General features: G+C 42.3%; 14 protein-coding genes and 1 pseudogene. 8 read left to right on the plus strand and 7 right to left on the minus strand.

Features of this window, described 5'->3' with window-relative positions; translation table 11 throughout:
* The first annotated feature begins 170 nt into the window (after window positions 1-170).
* The gene (locus tag EP57_RS10055; RefSeq protein ID WP_036086373.1) at window positions 171-7,271 is read left to right on the plus strand and encodes a SpaA isopeptide-forming pilin-related protein; all 7,101 of its coding nucleotides are present in this window, start codon (window positions 171-173) and stop codon (window positions 7,269-7,271) included.
* Between the two features lie 98 nt (window positions 7,272-7,369).
* Here the strand turns inward: EP57_RS10055 and EP57_RS10060 are convergent, their stop codons facing one another.
* Window positions 7,370-7,792, minus strand: coding sequence for an SRPBCC family protein (locus EP57_RS10060; RefSeq protein ID WP_036086375.1), 423 nt, complete (start codon window positions 7,790-7,792; stop codon window positions 7,370-7,372).
* Window positions 7,793-7,909: 117 nt separating this feature from the next.
* Window positions 7,910-8,775 (minus strand): annotated as a pseudogene (locus EP57_RS10065) (LysR family transcriptional regulator).
* Window positions 8,776-8,894: 119 nt separating this feature from the next.
* On the opposite strand from EP57_RS10065, the gene EP57_RS10070 reads away from it, so the two are divergent.
* Window positions 8,895-9,458, plus strand: coding sequence for a DapH/DapD/GlmU-related protein (locus tag EP57_RS10070; RefSeq protein WP_036086378.1), 564 nt, complete (start codon window positions 8,895-8,897; stop codon window positions 9,456-9,458).
* A gap of 76 nt (window positions 9,459-9,534) precedes the next feature.
* Here the strand turns inward: EP57_RS10070 and EP57_RS10075 are convergent, their stop codons facing one another.
* Both EP57_RS10075 and EP57_RS10080 read right to left on the minus strand, forming a co-directional pair.
* On the minus strand, window positions 9,535-10,086 hold the full coding sequence (locus EP57_RS10075; RefSeq protein ID WP_036086380.1) for a GNAT family N-acetyltransferase: 552 nt from the start codon (window positions 10,084-10,086) through the stop codon (window positions 9,535-9,537).
* Between the two features lie 3 nt (window positions 10,087-10,089).
* Entirely contained in the window at window positions 10,090-10,755 is a 666-nt protein-coding gene (locus EP57_RS10080; protein ID WP_036086381.1) for a TetR/AcrR family transcriptional regulator C-terminal domain-containing protein, read from the minus strand.
* A 126-nt stretch (window positions 10,756-10,881) separates the two neighbouring features.
* Here EP57_RS10080 and EP57_RS10085 point away from each other — a divergent pair, with 126 nt between their 5' ends.
* Window positions 10,882-12,357 carry an MDR family MFS transporter gene (locus EP57_RS10085; RefSeq protein ID WP_036086382.1) on the plus strand — a complete coding sequence of 492 codons (1,476 nt, stop codon included), beginning with the start codon at window positions 10,882-10,884 and terminating at the stop codon, window positions 12,355-12,357.
* Window positions 12,358-12,452: 95 nt separating this feature from the next.
* Here the strand turns inward: EP57_RS10085 and EP57_RS10090 are convergent, their stop codons facing one another.
* Window positions 12,453-14,255 carry a glycosyl hydrolase family 28-related protein gene (locus EP57_RS10090; RefSeq protein ID WP_036086383.1) on the minus strand — a complete coding sequence of 601 codons (1,803 nt, stop codon included), beginning with the start codon at window positions 14,253-14,255 and terminating at the stop codon, window positions 12,453-12,455.
* A 348-nt stretch (window positions 14,256-14,603) separates the two neighbouring features.
* Between EP57_RS10090 and EP57_RS10095 the strand changes: the two genes are divergently transcribed.
* The gene (locus tag EP57_RS10095) at window positions 14,604-17,252 is read left to right on the plus strand and encodes a cation-translocating P-type ATPase (RefSeq protein WP_036086385.1); all 2,649 of its coding nucleotides are present in this window, start codon (window positions 14,604-14,606) and stop codon (window positions 17,250-17,252) included.
* A gap of 49 nt (window positions 17,253-17,301) precedes the next feature.
* Here EP57_RS10095 and EP57_RS10100 read toward each other — a convergent pair whose 3' ends face one another.
* Together EP57_RS10100 and EP57_RS10105 are read right to left on the minus strand one after the other, a co-directional pair.
* Entirely contained in the window at window positions 17,302-17,589 is a 288-nt protein-coding gene (locus tag EP57_RS10100; RefSeq protein WP_077916833.1) for a rhodanese-like domain-containing protein, read from the minus strand.
* Between the two features lie 72 nt (window positions 17,590-17,661).
* Window positions 17,662-17,937 carry a DUF1294 domain-containing protein gene (locus EP57_RS10105; protein ID WP_036086389.1) on the minus strand — a complete coding sequence of 92 codons (276 nt, stop codon included), beginning with the start codon at window positions 17,935-17,937 and terminating at the stop codon, window positions 17,662-17,664.
* 128 nt (window positions 17,938-18,065) lie between these two features.
* On the opposite strand from EP57_RS10105, the gene EP57_RS10110 reads away from it, so the two are divergent.
* From EP57_RS10110 to EP57_RS10125, 4 genes are all read left to right on the plus strand, one after another.
* A complete protein-coding gene (locus EP57_RS10110) occupies window positions 18,066-18,716 on the plus strand; it encodes a hypothetical protein (RefSeq protein ID WP_143812838.1) in 651 nt (216 codons plus the stop codon).
* A gap of 67 nt (window positions 18,717-18,783) precedes the next feature.
* On the plus strand, window positions 18,784-19,161 hold the full coding sequence (locus tag EP57_RS10115) for a RidA family protein (RefSeq protein WP_036086394.1): 378 nt from the start codon (window positions 18,784-18,786) through the stop codon (window positions 19,159-19,161).
* Between the two features lie 187 nt (window positions 19,162-19,348).
* Window positions 19,349-20,782 carry an amino acid ABC transporter substrate-binding protein/permease gene (locus tag EP57_RS10120; RefSeq protein ID WP_036086396.1) on the plus strand — a complete coding sequence of 478 codons (1,434 nt, stop codon included), beginning with the start codon at window positions 19,349-19,351 and terminating at the stop codon, window positions 20,780-20,782.
* Window positions 20,775-21,503 (plus strand): amino acid ABC transporter ATP-binding protein, encoded by a 729-nt coding sequence (locus EP57_RS10125; RefSeq protein WP_036086399.1) that lies wholly within the window; start codon window positions 20,775-20,777, stop codon window positions 21,501-21,503. The genes EP57_RS10120 and EP57_RS10125 overlap by 8 nt, the downstream gene beginning before the upstream one ends.
* Window positions 21,504-21,512: the final 9 nt, after the last annotated feature.

Raw genomic sequence — 21,512 nt, forward strand, 5'->3', positions numbered from 1 at the left:
ACCAATTAACTAGTAGTATCGTGTTTTAAAACAAGAATAAGTGGTAATTAATGATTTCAAGGTGTTTGTAATATAAGACACAAAAGACACATATAAATGCTCAAAATTTTACAATTCATAAATAGACATTGTTAGCTTTAAGCAAGCATATTCGAAAGGGGAAAAAAGTGATGAAAAAGGTGTTAGCGGCAGTTCTTACTGTTATGCTCGTGGCTTTCACCGTTTTAACAGCTGTGCCAGCGCAATCTGAGAATTTAGAAACGGCGAAACAGGATTTCTTTACACAAGTAACAGTGGGGGACGTGGAAGGGAACGTTATAACGGAGAAGTCTAAGCCGGTTGTTTTACAGGAAAGTAAGCTAAATGTGCGATATAACTGGAAAATTGCGAGTGAGGAGAGTTTGGCAGGCAAAGAGATTTTAGTGACACTCCCAGAAGCGCTACATATGGAGGGCGACTTGCAAGCAGATTTCAAAATTGGTGATGTAGTTTACGGGAAATGGTCTGTGGATAATGAAAAGCATGTATTGCAAGTACAGTTGAATGAGGATGTGCCTGTGTTTGATGAAGATCAGGTTGGGGATATCGTGTTACGGGCAACGTTACAAAGTGATACGAAAGAGAAGCTGTTGCCACTGAACTTTGATCTTGGTTCGCAGTTGGTGACGTTGCAAGTTCCGCTACAACAAGAGGTGACGCCAGTTGCTGAGCCGGAGGTACCGACGGAAAAAGAGGCGGTGAAAGAGGATACTGTGAAGAAAGATGCGACGAAGGCTGTGACGCCAAAAGCGAAGGCGTCGGTTGCAACGGTGAATGGGGTCATTGATGAAAATATTTTGACGAATGTTATTTTTACGGATAGTGATGGGAACCCGTATACGGATGAGAATCGCCCAACGGTGGATTCGTCTGCCAAAATTCAGTTTGAATGGGCGCTTCCTGATGCGCTTAATGTGAAGAATGGGGATACGTATACGTTTGCGATACCTACTATTTTTGCGATTAATTCGCCGATTACGGGGACGCTTGGGGAGTATGGGACGTTTGTTGTGAATACGGATCATACGGTGACATTGACGTTTAATGAAAATGCGGAGACATCATCGGAGGTTCACGGGGAATTGCATTTTAATACGTATTTTGATAAGCAGCATTTGATTGGGATTACGACGAAAACAATTACGTTTCCGGTAGATGAGGGTACGATGTTTACGCTGGATTTCTTACCGACTGGTGGGACGGCGATTACGAAGACGGGTGCGGCAAATGCCACGTATAATCCTACTTCGGTTAGCTGGAAGGTGCAGGTGAATGGGAATCAGAAACTGCTTAAGAATGCGGTTTTGAAAGATCCGATGCAGGCTGGTTTATCGCTTGATCCAACGTCGATTCAAGTGTATAAGCTGAATGTGTTTATGGATGGGACGAATAGTGTGGGGGAACTGGCGGACCCGTCGGAGTACACGATTGTACCGAACGCGAATAATACGCTTGAAATTGATTTTGCGGATAGCATGATTCAGGCGTATGAGGTGCGATACACGACGACGATTACGGATTTGACGAAAACGAGTTTCACGAATAAGGCGACGTTGACTAGTACGGGGAATACAGCGGTTTCGGCTTCTTCGACGGTGAATATTAATCGTGGGAAGCGTTTGAACAAGTCAAGTACGTATGATTCGAAGACGCAAAAAATTTCTTGGACGATTAATTATAATTATGATACGGCAACGATTACGCAGGCCAATGCGATTATTCGGGATTTGTTTTCGAATACGTATGGGCTTGTGCCAGGCTCGATTGTTGTGAAAAATGTGAGCATTGATGGGACTGGTGCGGCAACGATTGGTAGCACGGTGCCTTCTACGGCTTATACAGTGACGCCGACGTCTAATGGGACGCAGAACGGGTTTAATTTGCAGTTTAATCAGGGGATTAGTGGGGCGTATGTGATTACGTATGATACGGTGCCGACTGGACTGATTACGAGTAATATTAATGTGGTCAATCAGGTGAGTTCGCCGAATACAACGACGGTGAGTTCGACGCGTGGTGTGACTCAGGGCAATATTAGTAAACGAACGACGAGCATTAATTATAATACGAAAGTGATGCAGTGGGAGCAGATTATTAATAACAACAACTATATTATGAATCATGTTTTTATTAAGGATCGTTTCACTTCGGACGGTTTAACATTGGTGCAAAATTCGGTGAAAATAGTAGACATGAATAATGCGAATAGTGTGTTGGTTCTCGGGACGGATTACGAGTTGGAGCTGAACTCGGATGGGCAAGGGTTTGTGGTGACGCTCATTGGGGCTTATGGGGAGAACATGACGCATACGTTGAAGTTGACATATGCGACGACGTTTAATTATTCGGAAGTGACGGCGCCAAATAATTTTGAAAATGTGGCTTCGATTTTCTGGACGGAGATTAATGGGGACGATACGAGTTCGGTGATTGTGAATGTGAACCCGGGAGATTATACGAAGAACAATGGGTTTAAGTCGGGGAGTTATAATGCGCAGCGGAAGGAGCTGACGTGGACGGTTGGCATGAACTATAATTTGCTGACTGTGACGGATCCAATTTTTACGGATGCTATTCCGGCGAATCAGAAGTTGTTGCCAAATACGATTGAAGTGCATAAGATGACGCTTGGTTCTGGGCAGAATGCGTATTCGGACGGCGGGATTGTGCCGAGTAGTGAGTATACGCTGGATACGACGGGAAATGTGATTACGGTGCATTTTAATCATAGTATTCAGACGGCGTATTATATTACGTATAAGACGAGCATTGCGGATACGTTGATCGTGGCTTCTTACCAAAATACGGGGACGTTAAAAGATGGCGCGCAGAATTTTGCTTCGTGGACGGGAACGGTGAACATTCCGAGTGGTGGAAGCTATGTTACGAAGTCGGGAACGCAAAATGGTAAAAATATTGATTGGACGGCGAACATTAATGCTGGGCAGTCAACGATTTCAAACGCAACGATTATCGATACGCCGACAAGTAATCAAGTGCTGATTCCATCCTCGTTCCACTTGTATAAGACGGTGGTAGCTGCCAACGGAACCTTTACGCAAGGCGCCGAGATGGTGCAAGGGACGGATTATACGCTTGAAATCACGACGGATAATGTGACGGGTGCGCAGAAATTTAAAATAACGTTTGCGAATACGATTTCGACGGCCTATATTTTGAAATATAGTTCGTTCATTGACGCGAATGATAAAGAAACGATTAGTAATGCTATCAAACTTGCTGGTAGCAACATTACGACGGAGCTAGTGGAGACGGCGTATGATGTCGTTGTTAAGGTCACAGACGGCGGAGGTAGCGCGACGGGAGTTCGTGGCACAATTACGCTAACGAAGACGAATATAGGTACTACGCCACTTGCTGGAGCTAGTATGGCATTGTATGATGCGACGGGAACTGTTGTGTTGCGTTCAGGCGTGACGGATAGCACTGGTAAAGTCGTTTTCGGAGCTTTGCGCTACGGGAATTATATTTTGAAGGAACTGGCCGCGCCGACGGGGTATGTCATTTCGGACGCTTTGGAAGTTGGTACGACGGTGAATATTGCTCAAACGGCTAAAGATGTGACGGTTAAAAATAGCTTATATGTCGGCGAAGTTACGTTGACAAAATATGAAACAAATACGACCAACGCATTGTCAGGCGCAGTTTTTCAATTGAAGAAAGGTGGCACAGTCGTTCAAGATAATCTTACAACCGACGCGAACGGAAAAATCCATTTGACGAATTTGGAGCCAGGAAGTTATTCTTTCGTGGAAGTCACTGCGCCACAAGGATATCAGCTAAATGCAACGCCATACAATTTTACAATAGGTGCAAAACAAACAACGCCAATTACTGTGACGGCGTATGATGCGCTTATTTTAGGAACGATTTCCCTGACAAAAGAAGATAGCGTGACGCACATGCCGTTATCTGGAGCAGTTTTCAAATTATTAAATAGTTCTGGGGCAACGCTGCAATCGAATTTAACGACAGATCTGCAAGGAAAACTCGTCATTCCGAACTTACCGCTTGGCAACTACTCACTCGTCGAAACAGTGGCACCAGCGGATTACAAACTAGACACCACGCCAATTCCAATTACGATTTCAAAAGCAACAACAAGCACAAACATCGTCTCCAAAACAATGACAAACACACTAAAAACAGGCGGAGTCAAGCTCACCAAGAAAGATAAGAAGTCCAAATTAGCACTTTCCGGAGCTGTCTTCTCTTTACAAAAAGCAAATGGTGATGTCGTGCAAGCCAACTTGACGAGTGATGAAAACGGCGAAATTCACGTGACCAATTTAGCACCTGGAAACTACCAATTTGTCGAAACGGCCGCACCGACAGGTTACTATTTAGATGACACAGCGATTCCGTTTACGATTGTGAAGTCGCAACAACAAGAAGTCGCCTTGACAGCGCTCGACACAGTCGTTCCAGGGACGGTTATTTTAACAAAACAAGATCACGTTTCCAAAGAGGGGCTGGCAGGAGCAACATTCCAACTACTAGACGCTGATGAGCAAGTTTTACAAACGGATTTGGAGACTGACGAATTCGGTAAGTTAACAATTGAAAACCTTGACCCAGGCGATTATTTCTTAGTTGAAACCAGCGCACCAGAGGCTTATCAGCTTGATAGCACACCGATTCCGTTCCATATCGCGCTTGCCCAACAAGAAGCATTGACAATGACACATGACAACACCTTAAAAACTGGCGGATTTACACTACACAAAGTCGACAGCGTGAACGTTCTACAAAAATTAACTGGCGCTAAGTTTGATTTAAAAGCAAGCGATACTGGTGAAATCGTTCGTAGCGACCTAGAAGTTGACGAAAATGGCGACCTCTCTATCGATGGCTTGGCTCCAGGCGATTACGATCTTACCGAAACGAAAGCACCGCAAGATTACGAGCTACCAACGAGCGATTACCATTTTACAATTACTAAAAATCAAACGAGGGCACTAGACATCAACTATTCCAACGAACTTATCAAAGGCAAGGCCAAACTAATCAAACAAGATAGCGTAAACCCGCTACAACACATTGCAGGCGCCACTTTTGACGTTCAAAATGATCAAGGGGAAGTCGTGCAATCCGGTTTAGTAACAAATAACGATGGCGAAATTACAACACAAGACTTGGCACCAGGCGATTACAGTTTTGTCGAAACAAGCGCAGCATTCGGCTATATTCTAGACGCAACCCCAGTGCCATTCACGATCGCCAAATCCCAACAAGAAACAACAGTCGTCGAAAAAACAAACATATTAACACCGGGCAGCGTTATTCTAGAAAAACTAGACAAAAAAACCAAGACACCGATTGCAGGGGCTACATTTAAACTGCTAAACAAAGACGGTGACGTCATACAAGACAATCTCGTTGGTGGTTCCGACGGTCTGATTAGCGTTAACGATTTACCACCCGGCGACTATCAATTCATCGAAACAGCTGCGCCAACAGGCTACTACCTAGACTCGACTCCAGTACTTTTTACAATCGTTAAAGGGCAGCAAGCACCGATTTCAGTAGAAGCATTCAACACGATTATTCCGGGAACTGTATCTTTATCCAAAACAGACAGTGCCTCAGGAGAAGCTTTGGCTGGAGCAGTTTATCGATTAACAGACGCCGAGGGTAGCACGATACAAGAAGACTTAACAACTGACGTATTCGGAAAAATAGTTATTCCAGGCCTTGATCCAGGCGACTATATGCTACAAGAAACAACCGCGCCGCAATATTATCAGTTAGATAGCAGTTTTATCAAATTTACGATTACAAAAGCGCAAGACAAAGCGTTACAACTAGAGGCGACGAATACACTACTCACCGGCTCCGTGCGCATTCATAAAGTGGACAGCATCAACCGCGGAGAGGCATTAAAAGGCGCTAAATTCAGCTTGAAATCGCTCCAACTAGGCGGCAAAATAGGTACCACTTTTACAACGGACGAAACAGGCGACATCCACATTGATAACCTAGTTCCAGGCGACTATGAATTGATGGAAACCGAAGCGCCAACCAACTACAAACTACCAATCACGCCACTATCATTCACCATCGAAAAAGGCCAAGAACGAACACTATTAATCAACTACGTAAACGAACTCATTCGCGGCAAAGCAATGCTTACAAAAGCAGATAGTGTGAACAAAGACAATCATTTATTCGGCGCCATTTTCAAAGTCACAGATAAAGACGGCACCACAGTACAAGAAAATTTAACAACCAATGAAGATGGCAAAATTGAAACCATAGAACTGCCTCCTGGCGACTATCAGTTCATCGAAACCCAAGCACCAATCGGCTACGAAATCGATACAACACCAGTACCATTCAATATCGTACCATCACAACAAGATGAAGTAGAAGTGGACATGCCAAACACCATGATTCCAGGATCTGTGAAGCTAACCAAAACAGATGCAGAAACAAAAGCACGATTAGCCGGTGCCATTTTTGACCTATATAATGTCAATGGTAGCATTGTAAAAGAAAATCTGGTGAGCAACGAACTAGGCGAGCTCGGCGCAACCAACTTAACACCTGGCGATTACTACTTCCAAGAGAAAACCGCGCCAAAAGGCTACTTGTTAGACACAGCACAAATTCCGTTCACCATTACATTCAATCAAACAGAAGTAAAAGAAGTCACATTCACCAACCAAAAAGACTACGGCAGCATCATCGTGCATAAAGTAGACCGCGACGATCAGAATATCTCACTAAAAGGAGCAACGTACAGCATTCTAAACAGCGACAAGAAAATAGTGAGTAAAGGAAACACAAGTACCGATGGCAAAGTACATTTTCCAAAACTAGTTCCAGGTGTGTACTACGTCAAAGAAATCAGCCCACCAAAAGGCTACACTGTTGACCCGACACCGAAGCAAGTAGCCATCCCAGAACGCAGCACAGAACCAGTAACAGTCGTCGTAACCGATGCAAAAATAGTCATACCACCAACCAAACCGACGATTCCGCCAACAAAACCAGTCATTACACCAACGACGCATCCGACAAAACCAGTGAAGCCAACAACCGTAAACACCGTCAAACCAACGCCTACAAAACTAACAGCGATTAAAACTAACCAGCAAACCCTTCCGCATACAGGCGATCTAAATGAACTGCGCTACTTACTCGCAGGAGCAATTATCATTTTTGGTACAACGTTCGCAACGGTTTGGTATGGTCGCAGGAAAAAATAGATAATTTGGGTGTTTGTTAGACACGTACAGGTTTTATAGACTTAGAAGCCCCCTCATGCCAGTTTCCATGGGCATGAGGGGGCTTCCTAGTTTATTTATTATTTACTTAGTTTCACGAGCTCAATTCCGGCTCGGTCCCACATTTCATTCATCATGTCATAATATTTATCATCCATGGCGACATCTACGAACATTTTTGTTTGGTTGCCAACGGGTTCAAATACATAATGCTCCAGCATGTCTGCAAATGCAGCGACTTCAACATATTTCCCATCAGTGATTTCACCTAAAAAGGAAAATTTGATTTCTTTTTCTGGTTCAAAAACAACTACTTTAGAAACCAAACCATTGCCCGAAGTATCGACAAAATGAACCGTTTCATCGAGTCCCATATCACCAGTGTAGGTGGAGCCTTCCTGGAAAGCTGCTGCCCACTTTTCATACTTGCTTCGATCAACAACTAATGGCCAAGCCTCAGCAGGCCCGCAATCAAGCGTGAATTCTTTTTTTATGTGTTTCATTATAAATCCTCCTTTTTAAAGCGTTAACATTATTTTAGAGTATTTTACATTTACTAACAAGCATTAAGTGCCATGATTATCAGGTGGCATCTTAAGTTATCGTTGCAATTGTCATATTTAAGTATCACGAATTAATCGCAAAAATGCTTTGGAGGCATTTGAAAAGGTTTGATTTTTTTCCAAATAATATTGACGTTGACGGTTAGGGAAGGGAAGAATGGAATAAACGTCAGGTCGGTATTAGTTGTATTTATAATCCCATCAATACAAAGCGCGCTCACCATATTTTCTTTTACTAAGAGAGAAGCATTATAAAGTAAATTATAAGTGCCAACAATATGGAGAGAATCAGAATTTTCCCCAAGCCATTCTGCTAGCTGTTTGTCAACAAAAGATTGGCTGGAAACCAGTAAAGGTATGCCCCTAATATTTATAGGAGTGATTGATTTGTTTTTGGCTAAAGGATGGGATGTATGAACTAAAAGTCCCCAGTAATCTACTAAAGGTAGTTGCAGGTAATCATATTTCTGTTTTTCTATGGGATCAATGACGAGTCCAAAGTCTAGTAATCCATGATCGATTTTTTCTAACACATCGTCGGCATTGCCACTATGCAGTTGAAAATGAATATCTGGGTGCTCGATTCTTAAATCACGCAAAAATTGACCAATGAATTCAAAAGCTCTCGTTTCTCCTGCTCCAATAGCAATCTGTCCACTTATCGTGCTATCACTGAGTAAATTTGCTGTAGTGGATTCAACTAAAGATACGATTTCTTTTCCTTTATTAGCTAAGTAAATCCCTTCCTCTGTCAACGTAATAAAACGACTTCCGCGTATAAATAATGTTACTCCTAATGTTTCCTCGAATTCTTTCAATTGCTTGGAAAGCGTTGGTTGAGATAGATGAAGTACTTCGGCAGCTCTGCTAATTGTTTTTTCTCTTGCAACGGTTAAAAAATAATTTAAAACGCGCAGTTCCATAAGCTCAGTCCTTTCTATAGATAAAATGAATGGATAAGTATGTATTATAGGTCTTAGTCAAGTATACCTTTTCTATATATAATTAGAGTAGTAAATGATTTATTTTTAGGAGGGGTTACATGTCTGAATTAGATTTACAAAGCAAATTAATCGGGAAAGATGTACTCAAAGACTCAGCGCTTTATCAAGAAATTCATTTAGTCAAACAGAATAATGAACAGTTAATCATCGAGTTGAATACACAATACCATACGAAAGAAAAAATCTTGCGTTATTTGGAAGAAATCACTGGAAAAGCAGTGGATTCTTCCGTAGATATTTCATTACCTTTTTATAGTGACTTCGGGAAACATATTACGTTTGGAAAAAACATCTTTATTAATCAGAATGTTACTTTCGTTGATTTAGGGGGGATTGTAATTGAGGATGAGGTATTAATAGGTCCAGGAGCAACACTAATCACAGTTAACCACTTACTTAATCCAGAAAATAGACGTGGCTTAAGAGTGGCACCTATTTGTATTAAAAAGAACGCCTGGATTGGAGCTAATGCAACGATACTGCCAGGAATAACAGTAGGAGAAAACTCGGTGGTGGCTGCTAGTGCAACAGTGACAAAAGATGTCCCCGATAATGTCATTGTAGCAGGAGTCCCTGCAAAACAGATCAGCAATATAGAGTAAGACGAATAAATTTGCAGTAGGCTCAAATAAATAAGCCATGTCTCGAGGTAATTGGCGACATGGCTTATTTGTACTGTTACTTTCGATATTTTTCCCGAAATTCGTGAGCGAGGATGCTCATAAGGATAGAATCGTGATATTCGTGATTATAAAATAAAGCCTCGCGCTGTACACCTTCGACCGTGAAGCCAACTTTTTCATAGGCGCGGCTGGCTTGTTTGTTGTAGGCAAAAACATTTAGTTCAATGCGGTGTAAATTCAAAATACCAAAGCCGTAATCAAGCAATAACTGCATTGCCTCTGAACCGTAGCCTTGTCCTTGGTGCGCTGCTTGGCTAATCGCGATTCGCATGTTGGCATTGCGATTCGTCGTGTCGATGTCTTGTAGCGCAATGTCACCGATAACTTCCTCACTATCTTGCAAGCAAATAAGCAGTAACACAGCGTCGCTTTCTTGCCACTTATTCGCAATATACTGCTCGATTTGAGCATACGTAAAAGCTTGTTTTGTCCCTGTTAAACGCCTAACTTCGCTATCAAAAAACATCGTATAGTACGTGTCCTGATCCGCCGCATTTAGCGGACGCAAAAACACTTTTTCGCCTTGTAAAAGTTTATCTTTTCGCATGTGTCAGCCTCCTTTCGTTGTTTCTAGAATTTTCTCGGCGCCGGCAATAATGACATCCAAACCGAATGAAAAATTTAAATCAAAGCGTTCGTGGGCCTCGGCGTGTCTTTTCATTGCTGGGATGACGCGCAAATGTTGCATATCTTCGCGCTCAAACATCGAGGTAAAGAGTCCGTGAATCTTATCGGGTCCTACTTCGGCCAGCGTGCGGTCTTGGGACGTTTCATCAATCGCGATTCCCGTGACATAATTATCAATCAAATTGCATAATGCCAGCGTCTGTTCTTCATCAAAACCCGCGTCAAAAAAGGCGCAGAACAGGCAGTCGATAATGTTTAGGCGGCTTTTGTCGATTGGAATTGTTTTCATCATGATTTCGGCACCGTCGGGAACAGCGCGCATCGCTTGGTGACTTTGCATCGCTAGCCAACGCGCCTTATCTTGCCATGAAAGTTCGGCATCGGGCAACGCAATTTGTGCGGAAATATAACTGGAAAGCCCTTGTAATAAGTCTTGTTTATTCTTGAAATGCCAGTAAAGTGCGGGCGCTTGAACGTTCATTGCATCGGCGACTTTGCGCATCGATAAGTTCTGAATACCGTGTTTTTCTAAAACTTCTAAAGAGGCTAAAATGATTTTTTCTTGCGTCAAATTTCTTTTTTTGCTCACTAAAAAATACTCCTTTAGACTGATTTTATTTTTAGATCGATAGAGATATAATTTAACAGTGTTAAATTAAGAGGATGTAGCGTATAGTTCTATTATATACGAATGCAATCAAGAAGGGTGAGGAAAATGACAAAAACAGAAACGAAAATTATTCCGGTATTAGTCGCACTAATGCTTGGAATCTTTGTTTCGTCGCTAGATAACACGATTGTAGCAGCAAGTATGGGTACAATCGTCGGCGATTTAGGGGGACTTGATAAGTATGTTTGGATTACGTCGGCATACTTAGTTGCGGAAATGGCGGGCATGCCGATTTTCGGGAAATTATCGGATATGTATGGTCGAAAACGATTTTATGTGTTCGGAATTACGTTGTTTCTAATTGGTTCGATTCTTTGTGGAACGGCGGAAACAATGACGCAACTGGCGATTTATCGGGCGATTCAAGGGGTTGGCGGTAGTGCTTTGATGCCGATTGCGTTCACGATTATTTGGGACGTTCTGCCACTGGAAAAACGTGCGAGTGTCGGCGGTTGGTTTGGCGCTGTGTTCGGCCTTTCAAGCGTTGTTGGGCCTCTACTTGGGGCGTTCATTACGGATCACATTAGTTGGCATTGGATTTTTTATATTAATATTCCGATTGGGATTGTGGCCTTATTTTTAATTAGTGTGTATTATAAAGAATCACCAAAACATAACAAAGCAAAAATTGATTGGCTGGGTGCGTTCTTCCTTGTTGGTGGAACGGTGGCGTTGATGTTTGCGCTAGAGCTTGGCGGGCATACGTATGCGTGGGATTCGATGCAGATTTTTAGTTTGTTCGGATTGTTCGTAGTAGCGATGATTGTGCTTATTTTTGTGGAGCGTCGTGCGGCGGACCCGATTTTACCGTTTTACTTGTTTAAGCGACCTGTTTATTTAGGGACGGTTTTGACGGGGATGTTGTATGGTGGCGTGTTTATGGTTGCGACGATTTATATTCCGCTGTATGTGCAAGGTGTAGACGGTGGGACGGCGACGAATTCAGGCTTGCTACTCTTGCCGATGATGGTGGGGACAAGCGTGATGGCGGCTATTTCGGGGAACTTGGCGAATCGGTTTAGCTTCCGTTCGATTATGATTTGTGCGGGGATTTTGACGTTTGGGACGACGATTTTGTTTGGAACGTTGACGCCTGACACGCCGCGGTACTTGCTGACGATTTACATGGTGATGCTCGGAGTTGGGATTGGGCCTTCGTTTTCAATTCTTGGAACGGCAAGCTTGTATAAAATTAATCCGGATGAACGCGGGACGGCGAGTGCGACGAATAACTTTATTCGTTCGTTTGGGATGACCGTGGGGATTACGATTTATGGCGTGATTCAGCGGAATTTGTTCTCAAACGGCGTACCAGAGATGTTCCAACACATGGATAGCCGCGCGATTTTGTCACCGGAGTTGCGGGCGAAGATACCAGCGGAAATTTTGGATAAGATAACGGAAATATTGTGTAGTTCGATTGCACAAACATTCTTATGGACGCTAATTCCGCTTAGCTTGGCGTTTTTTACGATGTTGCTGATGGGCAAAGCGAAGATGTCGGATTTGCATGAGAAATAAATAAGTAACTAAAAACAGAAGATTTACCTAACATCAAGGTATACGCTTCTGTTTTTTGTTCTTTCGTTTATTCCTATTTGTTTAATCTAGCCATTTTATTGATTGAAATAGAGAATATAGGCTCTGTTTGTCGTTCTTTCTGCTAGTGTATTTTCCTTCATTAACTTAATTTCTACACGGTCTTTTCCTTTGACTTGATCTGGTTTTAAATACATCATAACTTTACCATCGACGATATTTGCTTGTGCGATATCATTAATGCGCGTTATTTTGTAAATGGAGTCTTTGGTAGCCGTTCCAGTGATGTAAGGGTTGGCGAGTTGTTCGTAGTTCAGGAAATAAGGATTTAACTTCATAGTGTAGGTTTTGTTAATATTTTCTGAACCGATAATGTCGAGAATTTCTGGAGTGTTGTCTTTAAATCGGTTGCCCCAAAATTCTAATACATCTAATTTGCAGCCATTGACATATAACCATTTACTAGTTTTGATGGGCCAATCTTTTACACTGATAAGATTATTGATGAAAGTAAGGCTCTGCGTGTCGATAGAACCGCGCAAACCTGGATCGCCTTTTCTGACTTCGACGATTGTTTTGAAATAGTTCCAAATGTCACCTTGGATGTCAATCGTGTTTTCGTCGATAATGATACCGTTGCTGTTTTCGTCTGCTTCTGCATTGAAAATACGAAATGGATACATAATGGTGCCGCTACTTCCAACTGTAAAGGTATTTTGTTTGATATAAATATTTTTAGAGCCTTGTTCTAGTGTTCCTTCTGACTTTATATTGACATCTAAAAAACTGTAGGCATCTGGGGAGGTGAGCTGTACATCATTGCCAATAACCTCAGAATCTTTTGTTCCTGGTAAACGAATAGCGGAGTACATAATGGATTGTGTGTTTGTGACGCCGTATTTTGCAAGGACAGCATTATTCGGATTTTTCTTTCCTTCTGAAACGCTAAGCTGATTGTTCTTTATGAAAATGCCTTCGTTTGCTGGTCCGTATGAATAGATTCCGGAATCATTGTTAGTTGTCTGGCTAGCTTTCTCTTTCGTCATGCCCTCGTTAATGAGTTGGAAATAATGAAGCACTCCGAAGCGCTGAAGCCAGTCTTTCATATTATTATTTTCAATCGTGATGTTTTTATTTCCTAAGTACATGAAGATGGAGGATCTTCCGACGTTGGTGATTGTGTTATTTTTGATTGTGATATCGGAACTTGTTTGTAGGGAAATGCCGTTTTTTGCTCCGATGTTCTTGATGGTGTTATTGGTTACGGTTACATTTTCTGCATCGCCTAGAAATATGCCTGAATCACCTTTTAGTTCCCCATCTAGGATAAGGTTTGAGAAGGTCAGATTTTTATTTGTACGTGGTGTGTTAGGAGTATATTTTCCTGAATATTTATTGCTTATTTCGATAAATGAAAAATTCTTTTTGTTGGTATCGAGCGCGGTTCCCTTACCATATTCTTGAATGGCATCTGCGTTAATATCAATTGTTGGCACGGTATTTGGATTCATTCCCATGGACATGTTTTTCATCGTCAGGTTGCTAACGCCAAGACCTGTATCCGCTGGTATTTGAATGTACGGTGAGACAAAGCCTTTATCTATATAGAGTTTAGTGGCGTACATATCTTCCCCTTGAATTGTAATATTGGATTTTACCATGATTTCGCCGCTTAGATAGTAGGTACCTTTTGGAATCGTAATCGTTTCGCCTGTACTTGCTGCATTGATTGCTTTTTGTAGCGTTGCTTTATTTTGGGTGGCTGCGCTTTCATTGTTTGGGACTAAACTTACTGTGCTCGCATTTGCATTGATTGAAAAGAACAGTGTTGCAAATAACAAAATCATGAAGGCTCCCCAAATTTTAGCTATTGTTTTCATAAAAAAACTCCTCTCTAACTAATTAGTGTGTAAAGACTGGGCAAAGTGTTAGCAGAATAGATTACATGAAAGAGGAAAAGAGATATGCAGTGATTAAAGTGTATTAAAGGTAATATTAAGTTTAATTATGTACTTTATTAACGGCCTCCTTATTAATAATATGTATTTTATGTTACATAATGAATTGTATCTTATTCTGTTATATTTTTCAAGTTAAAATTTGAACAATAATGGATAAGTTGGAAATAGGTGTGCGGTGCTAGGAAAAGGTTCCATACTTTTTCTATATTAAAAGCGTGATGTTTTGGGTATAATGTAAGATATACTGTATAAAAAGGTGGTTGGAGTATGCACATGTATCAGAAGGAAGCCGAAGAAGTATTAGAAGAATTAGAAACTTCTGCGAAAACGGGGTTATCGACAGCGGAGGTCAAGCTGCGGTTAGAGCGGGATGGTTATAATGAATTGAAGGATAAATTGAAGGACCCGCTTTGGAAACTGTTTTTAGAAACGTTTAAGGATCCGATGGTTATTGTTTTATTGGCGGCAGCAGTCGTGCAAATTTTGCTTGGTGAAGTTGTGGAGTCGCTTATTATCTTTGCTGTGTTGATTTTGAACTCGGTGATTAGTGTGGTGCAGACACGGAAGGCGGAAGGGTCGCTTGATGCGCTGAAGGAAATGTCGGCGCCGGAAGCCAAGGTGATTCGAAATGGCGAGAAGTTGACGTTGCCGGCTCGGGAACTTGTGAAGGGCGACATTGTTTTGCTGGATGCTGGGGACTTTATTCCGGCGGATGGTCGTATTATTGAGAGCGGTTCGCTGAAAGTCGATGAAGGCATGCTGACGGGGGAATCGGAAGCGGTCGAGAAACATGTGGCGATGATTGGCGAGGAAGCGGCTTTAGGTGATCGTAAAAACATGGTATTCAGCGGGGCGCTAGTTGTGTACGGACGCGGTGCTTTTGTTGTGACGGGAACGGGCGGCGATACGGAAATCGGAAAAATCGCGGGCTTGTTGGAAAGCGCAGAAGCGAAACAAACGCCATTGCAGCAAAAATTGGAGAGCTTTAGTAAAAAACTCGGAATCGGGATTTTGCTGTTATGTATTTTGATTTTTGCGATTGAGGCTGGACGGGTTTGGCTTGGTGGCGGCAGCGGGGACATGACGAAGGCGATTTTGAATGCGTTTATGTTTGCGGTAGCGGTAGCTGTTGCGGCGATTCCGGAGGCGTTGTCTTCGATTGTGACGATTGTGCTTTCGGTTGGGACGAACAAGATGGCGAAGCGGCACGCGATTATTCGGAAGCTTCCTGCGGTTGAGACGCTGGGCTCGACGAGTGTTATTTGTACGGATAAGACTGGGACGCTGACGCAAAATAAGATGACGGTTGTGGATTATTATTTGCCAGATGGTACGCAAGAAGTTTTTCCAGATACGCCGGATACGTGGTCGGAGGGAGAGCGTCGTTTGATTCATATCGCGGTGCTTTGTAATGACTCGAATATTAACGAAGAAGGTTTGGAATTGGGGGACCCGACGGAGGTTGCGCTGATTGCGTTTAGTAATAAGAACAACAAGGATTATAATGAGATTAGAGAACGCTACATGCGTGAGGCGGAGATTCCTTTTGACTCGGAACGGAAGTTGATGTCGACGGTGCATACGTTTGATACGCAAAAAGCAATGTTGACAAAAGGTGGGCCTGATGTTGTCTTCGCGCGTTGTAGTCAAGTGTTTTTAGATGGGAAAGAGCAGCCGCTGACGGAGGAATTGAAGGCGAGTTTGATGGAGGCCAACGAGCGGTTCTCGAATCAGGCGTTGCGGGTATTGGCTTATGCGTATAAGCGTTTGGATAGTTCGCAGGCGGATATTGATTTAGACGATGAGCATGATTTGGTGTTGGTTGGTTTGACGGCAATGATTGATCCGCCACGTGAAGCGGTTTATGCGTCGATTGAGGAATCGAAGAAAGCTGGCATTCGGACGGTAATGATTACGGGTGACCATAAAACAACAGCGCAAGCGATTGGACGGGATATTGGTTTGATGGCAGAAGACGATATTGCGTTAACAGGGCAAGAGCTAGACGCATTGTCAGAACAAGAATTGGATGAAAAACTAGAACATATTTCCGTCTACGCACGTGTGTCTCCGGAAAATAAAATTCGGATCGTGAAAGCTTGGCAGAAAAAAGGTAAAGTAACATCGATGACGGGTGATGGTGTCAATGATGCGCCGGCCTTGAAACAAGCGGATATTGGTGTGGCAATGGGAAGTGGGACGGATGTTGCCAAAGATGCTTCGGCGATGGTCTTGACGGATGATAATTTTGTCTCTATTGTGAGCGCGGTAGAAGTTGGCCGTACTGTTTTTGATAATATTAAAAAAGCGATTGCGTACTTGTTTGCAGGAAATTTAGGCGCGATTATTGCGATTCTTTTCGCTCTAGTTTTTGACTGGATCAATCCATTTACAGCGCTACAATTGCTATTTATCAACTTGGTCAACGATTCCTTGCCAGCGATTGCACTCGGAATGGAAAAAGCAGAACCAGATGTGATGGAACGCAAGCCTCGGGATATTAAGGAAGGCATTTTTGCAGGCGGTACGATGCAAGCCGTTATTACGCGTGGTTTGTTGATTGGTGTGGCGGTTATTATTTCGCAATACATCGGGTTGCAACACTCGCCAGAAATTAGCGTAGCGATGGCATTTACAACATTGATTCTAGCGCGGACTTTACAAACTTTTGCGGCACGCTCGAATAAACAGACCGCTTTTGAAGCAGGATTTTTCAGTAATAAATATGTCATTTATGCCGTGCTTGTATGCTTTGTTTTATATGGTATAACAGTACTTCCAGGTGCACGCGAAATCTTCTCCATCCCAGAAACATTCGGTCTTAGCGAATGGGGAATTGCAGCAGGATTAGCCTTGGCAGCCGTTATTTTAATGGAACTTGGCAAAATTGTGAGCCGTCTTTTCAAAAAAGCATAACATGAAAAAATCGTATGTCGCGAGATTTCGCTGCATACGATTTTTTTAATTATTTACTTAACCAAGCATTCATACCGCCAATCACATTTTCGCATTGAAAACCGCGGGCGCTTAAGTATTCGCAGGCTTGTGTGGAGCGATTGCCGGAATAACAAATGATGCTGTAAATCGTGTTTGGGTCTAGCTCTTCTACGAAATTTGGTAAACCGATTAATGGGATATTGCGCACGCCTTCAATGTGTACCTCGTTAAAATCAGCCGTATCGCGTACATCGATAATATTTTCCGCCGCACGACTTTCCAGTTCTTCTACAGAAATAAGATTGAAACTCATCATAAAAACCCCTCTCGAATGCCTCCATTTTAAAGGATGAATGCGTTGAAAGACAAATCCTCTGCTTGTGAAAAACTACTGAAAATACGTATATAAGTAGAAAATGACACCGACATGCAGGACAATGGCTAGCGGTACGAGAATTTTGAACTTCCATTTATGTGTTTTGTGGTGAAAAAAATACATCCCAATCCACGAACCAATTCCGCCACCCAAAAAAGCACATAATAATAACGTTGCTTCTGGAATACGCCATTGATGTTTCTGCGCCTTCGCTTTATCAATTCCCATCGTTGCAAATCCAATCACATTTATCATTATATAATAAGCACTAGCAAGTAAAAGTAACATAAAATCCTCCTAAATAAGTAAGTTTAAAAGTGGCAATTAAATCGAAACAAGCTATAATTATACCATATTAATAAAGAAGGGAAGTGGGGATAATCAGGACACTTCGGGATTATGGTATATTTGTAGGCATGACCATTGTTCGACCAGTAAGAACGAGCATGCAAGCAGAAAAAAGACACGGCGCGTTCGGCTTACTACATATTGTATTATTTGTACTGTGCCTAACATTACAATACGCTTGGAATATGCGCGACTTAATTATTAACTCACTGCAAAACTATCCTATTTTTCAACGAGTGATTATGTCGATTTTTGTATCATCGGGGCAGGTGTTACTTTATATTTTAGTCATGATGTTGCTCAATGTGACCGTAGTATGGCTAGCGGTTCGCTATGTGATGGGAATTAGAGAGGTTAGCTTTCTAAAATGCGCAGCTGGAATCGGCGGGATGATGACGTTCCCACTCGTTCTAATGTTACTTTCACTCCTTGCTACATGGTGGATTTCAACACTTGTTTCTGTATTATTATGCATTGTAGCGCTCTTATTTTTGCCATTTGCGATGATGTATTTTATTATCGGACATTACGAAAAATCGCGCGTAGACGTTTATTGGATCAGCATCCTTGTGTTTGTTGTCGTTGCTTTTATAACGATCGAAGGCATGATTTTACTCGTACAGCTTTTTACAGCCAATGTACACCAACTGATGGCAGAAATGCACCAAGCCATTGTCAACTGGCTAGACACGATAAAAGCGCGCATACCAACAAGATAAAAATTGCAAAACTATCTGAATTCGCATACAATACAAAGATACGACATCATATTTAGGAGGATTTTTTATGACAAAAGAAATTATTCATACCGATCAAGCACCAAAAGCACTTGGTCCATACTCACAAGCAGTAAAAGTGAACGGGTTTATTTATGCATCTGGGCAGCTAGGCATTGATCCTGCAACGGGCGTTATGGCGACAGGCGTGGAAGCACAAACAAAACAAGCCTTTGCGAACATCCAAGCAGTTCTAGAAGCTGGCGGCTCAAGCCTAGATAAAATCGTAAAAACAACCGTCTTATTCAAAGACTTGAACAATTTTGTCGCAGTGAATGAAATTTACGCATCTTTCTTCGAAGGTGACTACCCAGCTCGTAGCGCATTCCAAGTAGCGAAATTACCGAACGATGCAGACATCGAAATCGAAGTTATCGCCGAAGCATAAAATAAAAATTTGGTATTAAAAGCCTTGAAGTAACGCTTTATTTCGGGGCTTTTTTACGTTTTCAGGAATCTCTTATCTGATTTGGGTATTTTCAATAAGGTTACGTTATGATAAAATCGAGAATGTGTTACAACTTGAGACAATAAACTGGAATTAATATACATAAGCACATATGGGGGAGGAAATAATGAAAAAGACAAAATTAGGACTACTACTTCTATCATTTATTGCAGTATTCGCGATGGTCGCAGGAAGCTTTGTACCAGTTGCCCATGCGGCTGACGAAAAAGTATATGAGATCGGAACAGACGAAACATTCGCACCATTTGAATTCCAAAATAAAGACGGCGAGCTTGTCGGTATCGATATGGATATTTTAAAAGCTATTGCCAAAGATCAAGATTTTAAATACAAAGTAAAGCCACTCGGTTTTAATGCCGCAGTTCAGGCGCTTTCAAGCAATCAAGTCGATGGTGTCATTGCAGGAATGAGCATCACCGACGAGCGTAAACAAAAGTTCGACTTCTCAGATCCGTATTTTGAATCCGGCGTTGTAATGGCCATCAAAAAAGGCGACGACGCAATTTCCTCATACAAAGACTTAAAAGGCAAAAAAGTAGCCGTTAAAACAGGCACAGAAGGCTACGCATTCGCAGAAGCTAACAAAGACAAATACGGTTACACATTAGTACCGTTCGACGATTCAGCGAGCATGTACGCAGACGTCCGCACAGGAAACTCAGCAGCATGTTTCGATGATTATCCAGTGCTTGCTTACGGTGTGAAACAAGGCAACGGTCTTGACATCGTAACAGATAAAGAAAAAGGAAACTCATACGGTTTTGCAGTAAACAAAGGGCAAAATCAAGAATTACTAACGAAATTCAACGCAGGACTTGCGAACATTAAAGCAAGCGGCGAATATAAAAAAATTGTCGATACATACATCGGCAGCAATGAAGCTCAGAAATCATTTTGGGATATTCTTGTAGAAAGTATGCCAGCCTTATTGTTAGGCCTGTGGTACACGATTAAATTAACGCTAATTTCTCTTGTTTTTGCAGCAATTTTAGGACTTGTATTTGGTTTCCTAAAAGTTAGCCGCAACAAGTTCTTACGCGGTATCGCGACAGTATACGTCGATATTTTCCGTGGGATTCCGTTGATTGTTTTGGCATTCTTTATTTACTTTGGGATTCCAGAGGCAATGGGCTTCAAGATGGACGCAACCGTTGCCGCTGTTATCACGCTGAGTCTGAACGCAGGGGCTTACATTACCGAAATTATCCGTGGCGGAATTCAAGCCGTTGATAAAGGGCAAATGGAAGCAGGGCGCTCACTCGGTCTACCGTACGGCAAAACAATGAGCAAAATCATTTTACCGCAAGCCGTTCGCGTTATGATTCCATCGTTCATCAATCAGTTTGTCATTACGTTGAAAGATACATCGATTATGAGTGTTATCGGTCTTGTCGAACTAACACAATCCGGTAAAATCATTATCGCGCGTACATTCGAGTCATCCACCGTTTGGCTCATTGTCGCGATTATGTACCTCATCGTGATTACCGCGCTAACAAAACTATCAAACGTGATGGAACGGAGGGTAAACAATGACTAAACTCAAAGTCACCGATTTAAAGAAAAGCTTTGGTACCAATGAAGTGTTAAAAGGCATCAATCTAGAAGTAGCAGAAGGCGAAGTGGTCTGCGTCATCGGCCCATCCGGCTCCGGAAAAAGTACCTTCTTGCGCTGCATGAATCACTTAGAAGAAATCACAGCCGGCGAAGTCATCGTAGACGATTTCAACATCACCGACAAAAAAACAGACATCAACAAAGTCCGCGAAAACATCGGCATGGTATTCCAACATTTCAACTTGTTTCCGCACATGTCCGTACTAAAAAACATCACATTAGCACCAACCGAACTAAGTAAAAAATCAAAAGCCGAAGCAGAAAAAGTTGGGATGGAACTCTTAGCCCGCGTCGGCCTATCCGATAAAGCAAATGCGTTCCCAAGCCAGCTATCCGGTGGTCAAAAACAGCGCGTAGCAATCGCCCGTGCCCTGGCGATGAATCCAGATATTATGCTGTTTGACGAACCAACATCCGCACTCGATCCAGAAATGGTCGGCGAAGTGTTAGGCGTTATGAAAGACCTTGCCAAAGAAGGCATGACAATGATGGTCGTCACACATGAAATGGGATTTGCCAAAGAAGTCGGCGATCGCGTCATCTTCATGGACGGCGGTTACATCGTTGAAGAAGGTACACCAGAGCAAGTTTTTGATGCACCGAAACACGAACGGACGATTAGTTTTTTGGAGAAAGTTTTATAAACAACAGAA

This window comes from Listeria booriae, from assembly GCF_000766865.1.
Taxonomy (GTDB): domain Bacteria; phylum Bacillota; class Bacilli; order Lactobacillales; family Listeriaceae; genus Listeria_A; species Listeria_A booriae.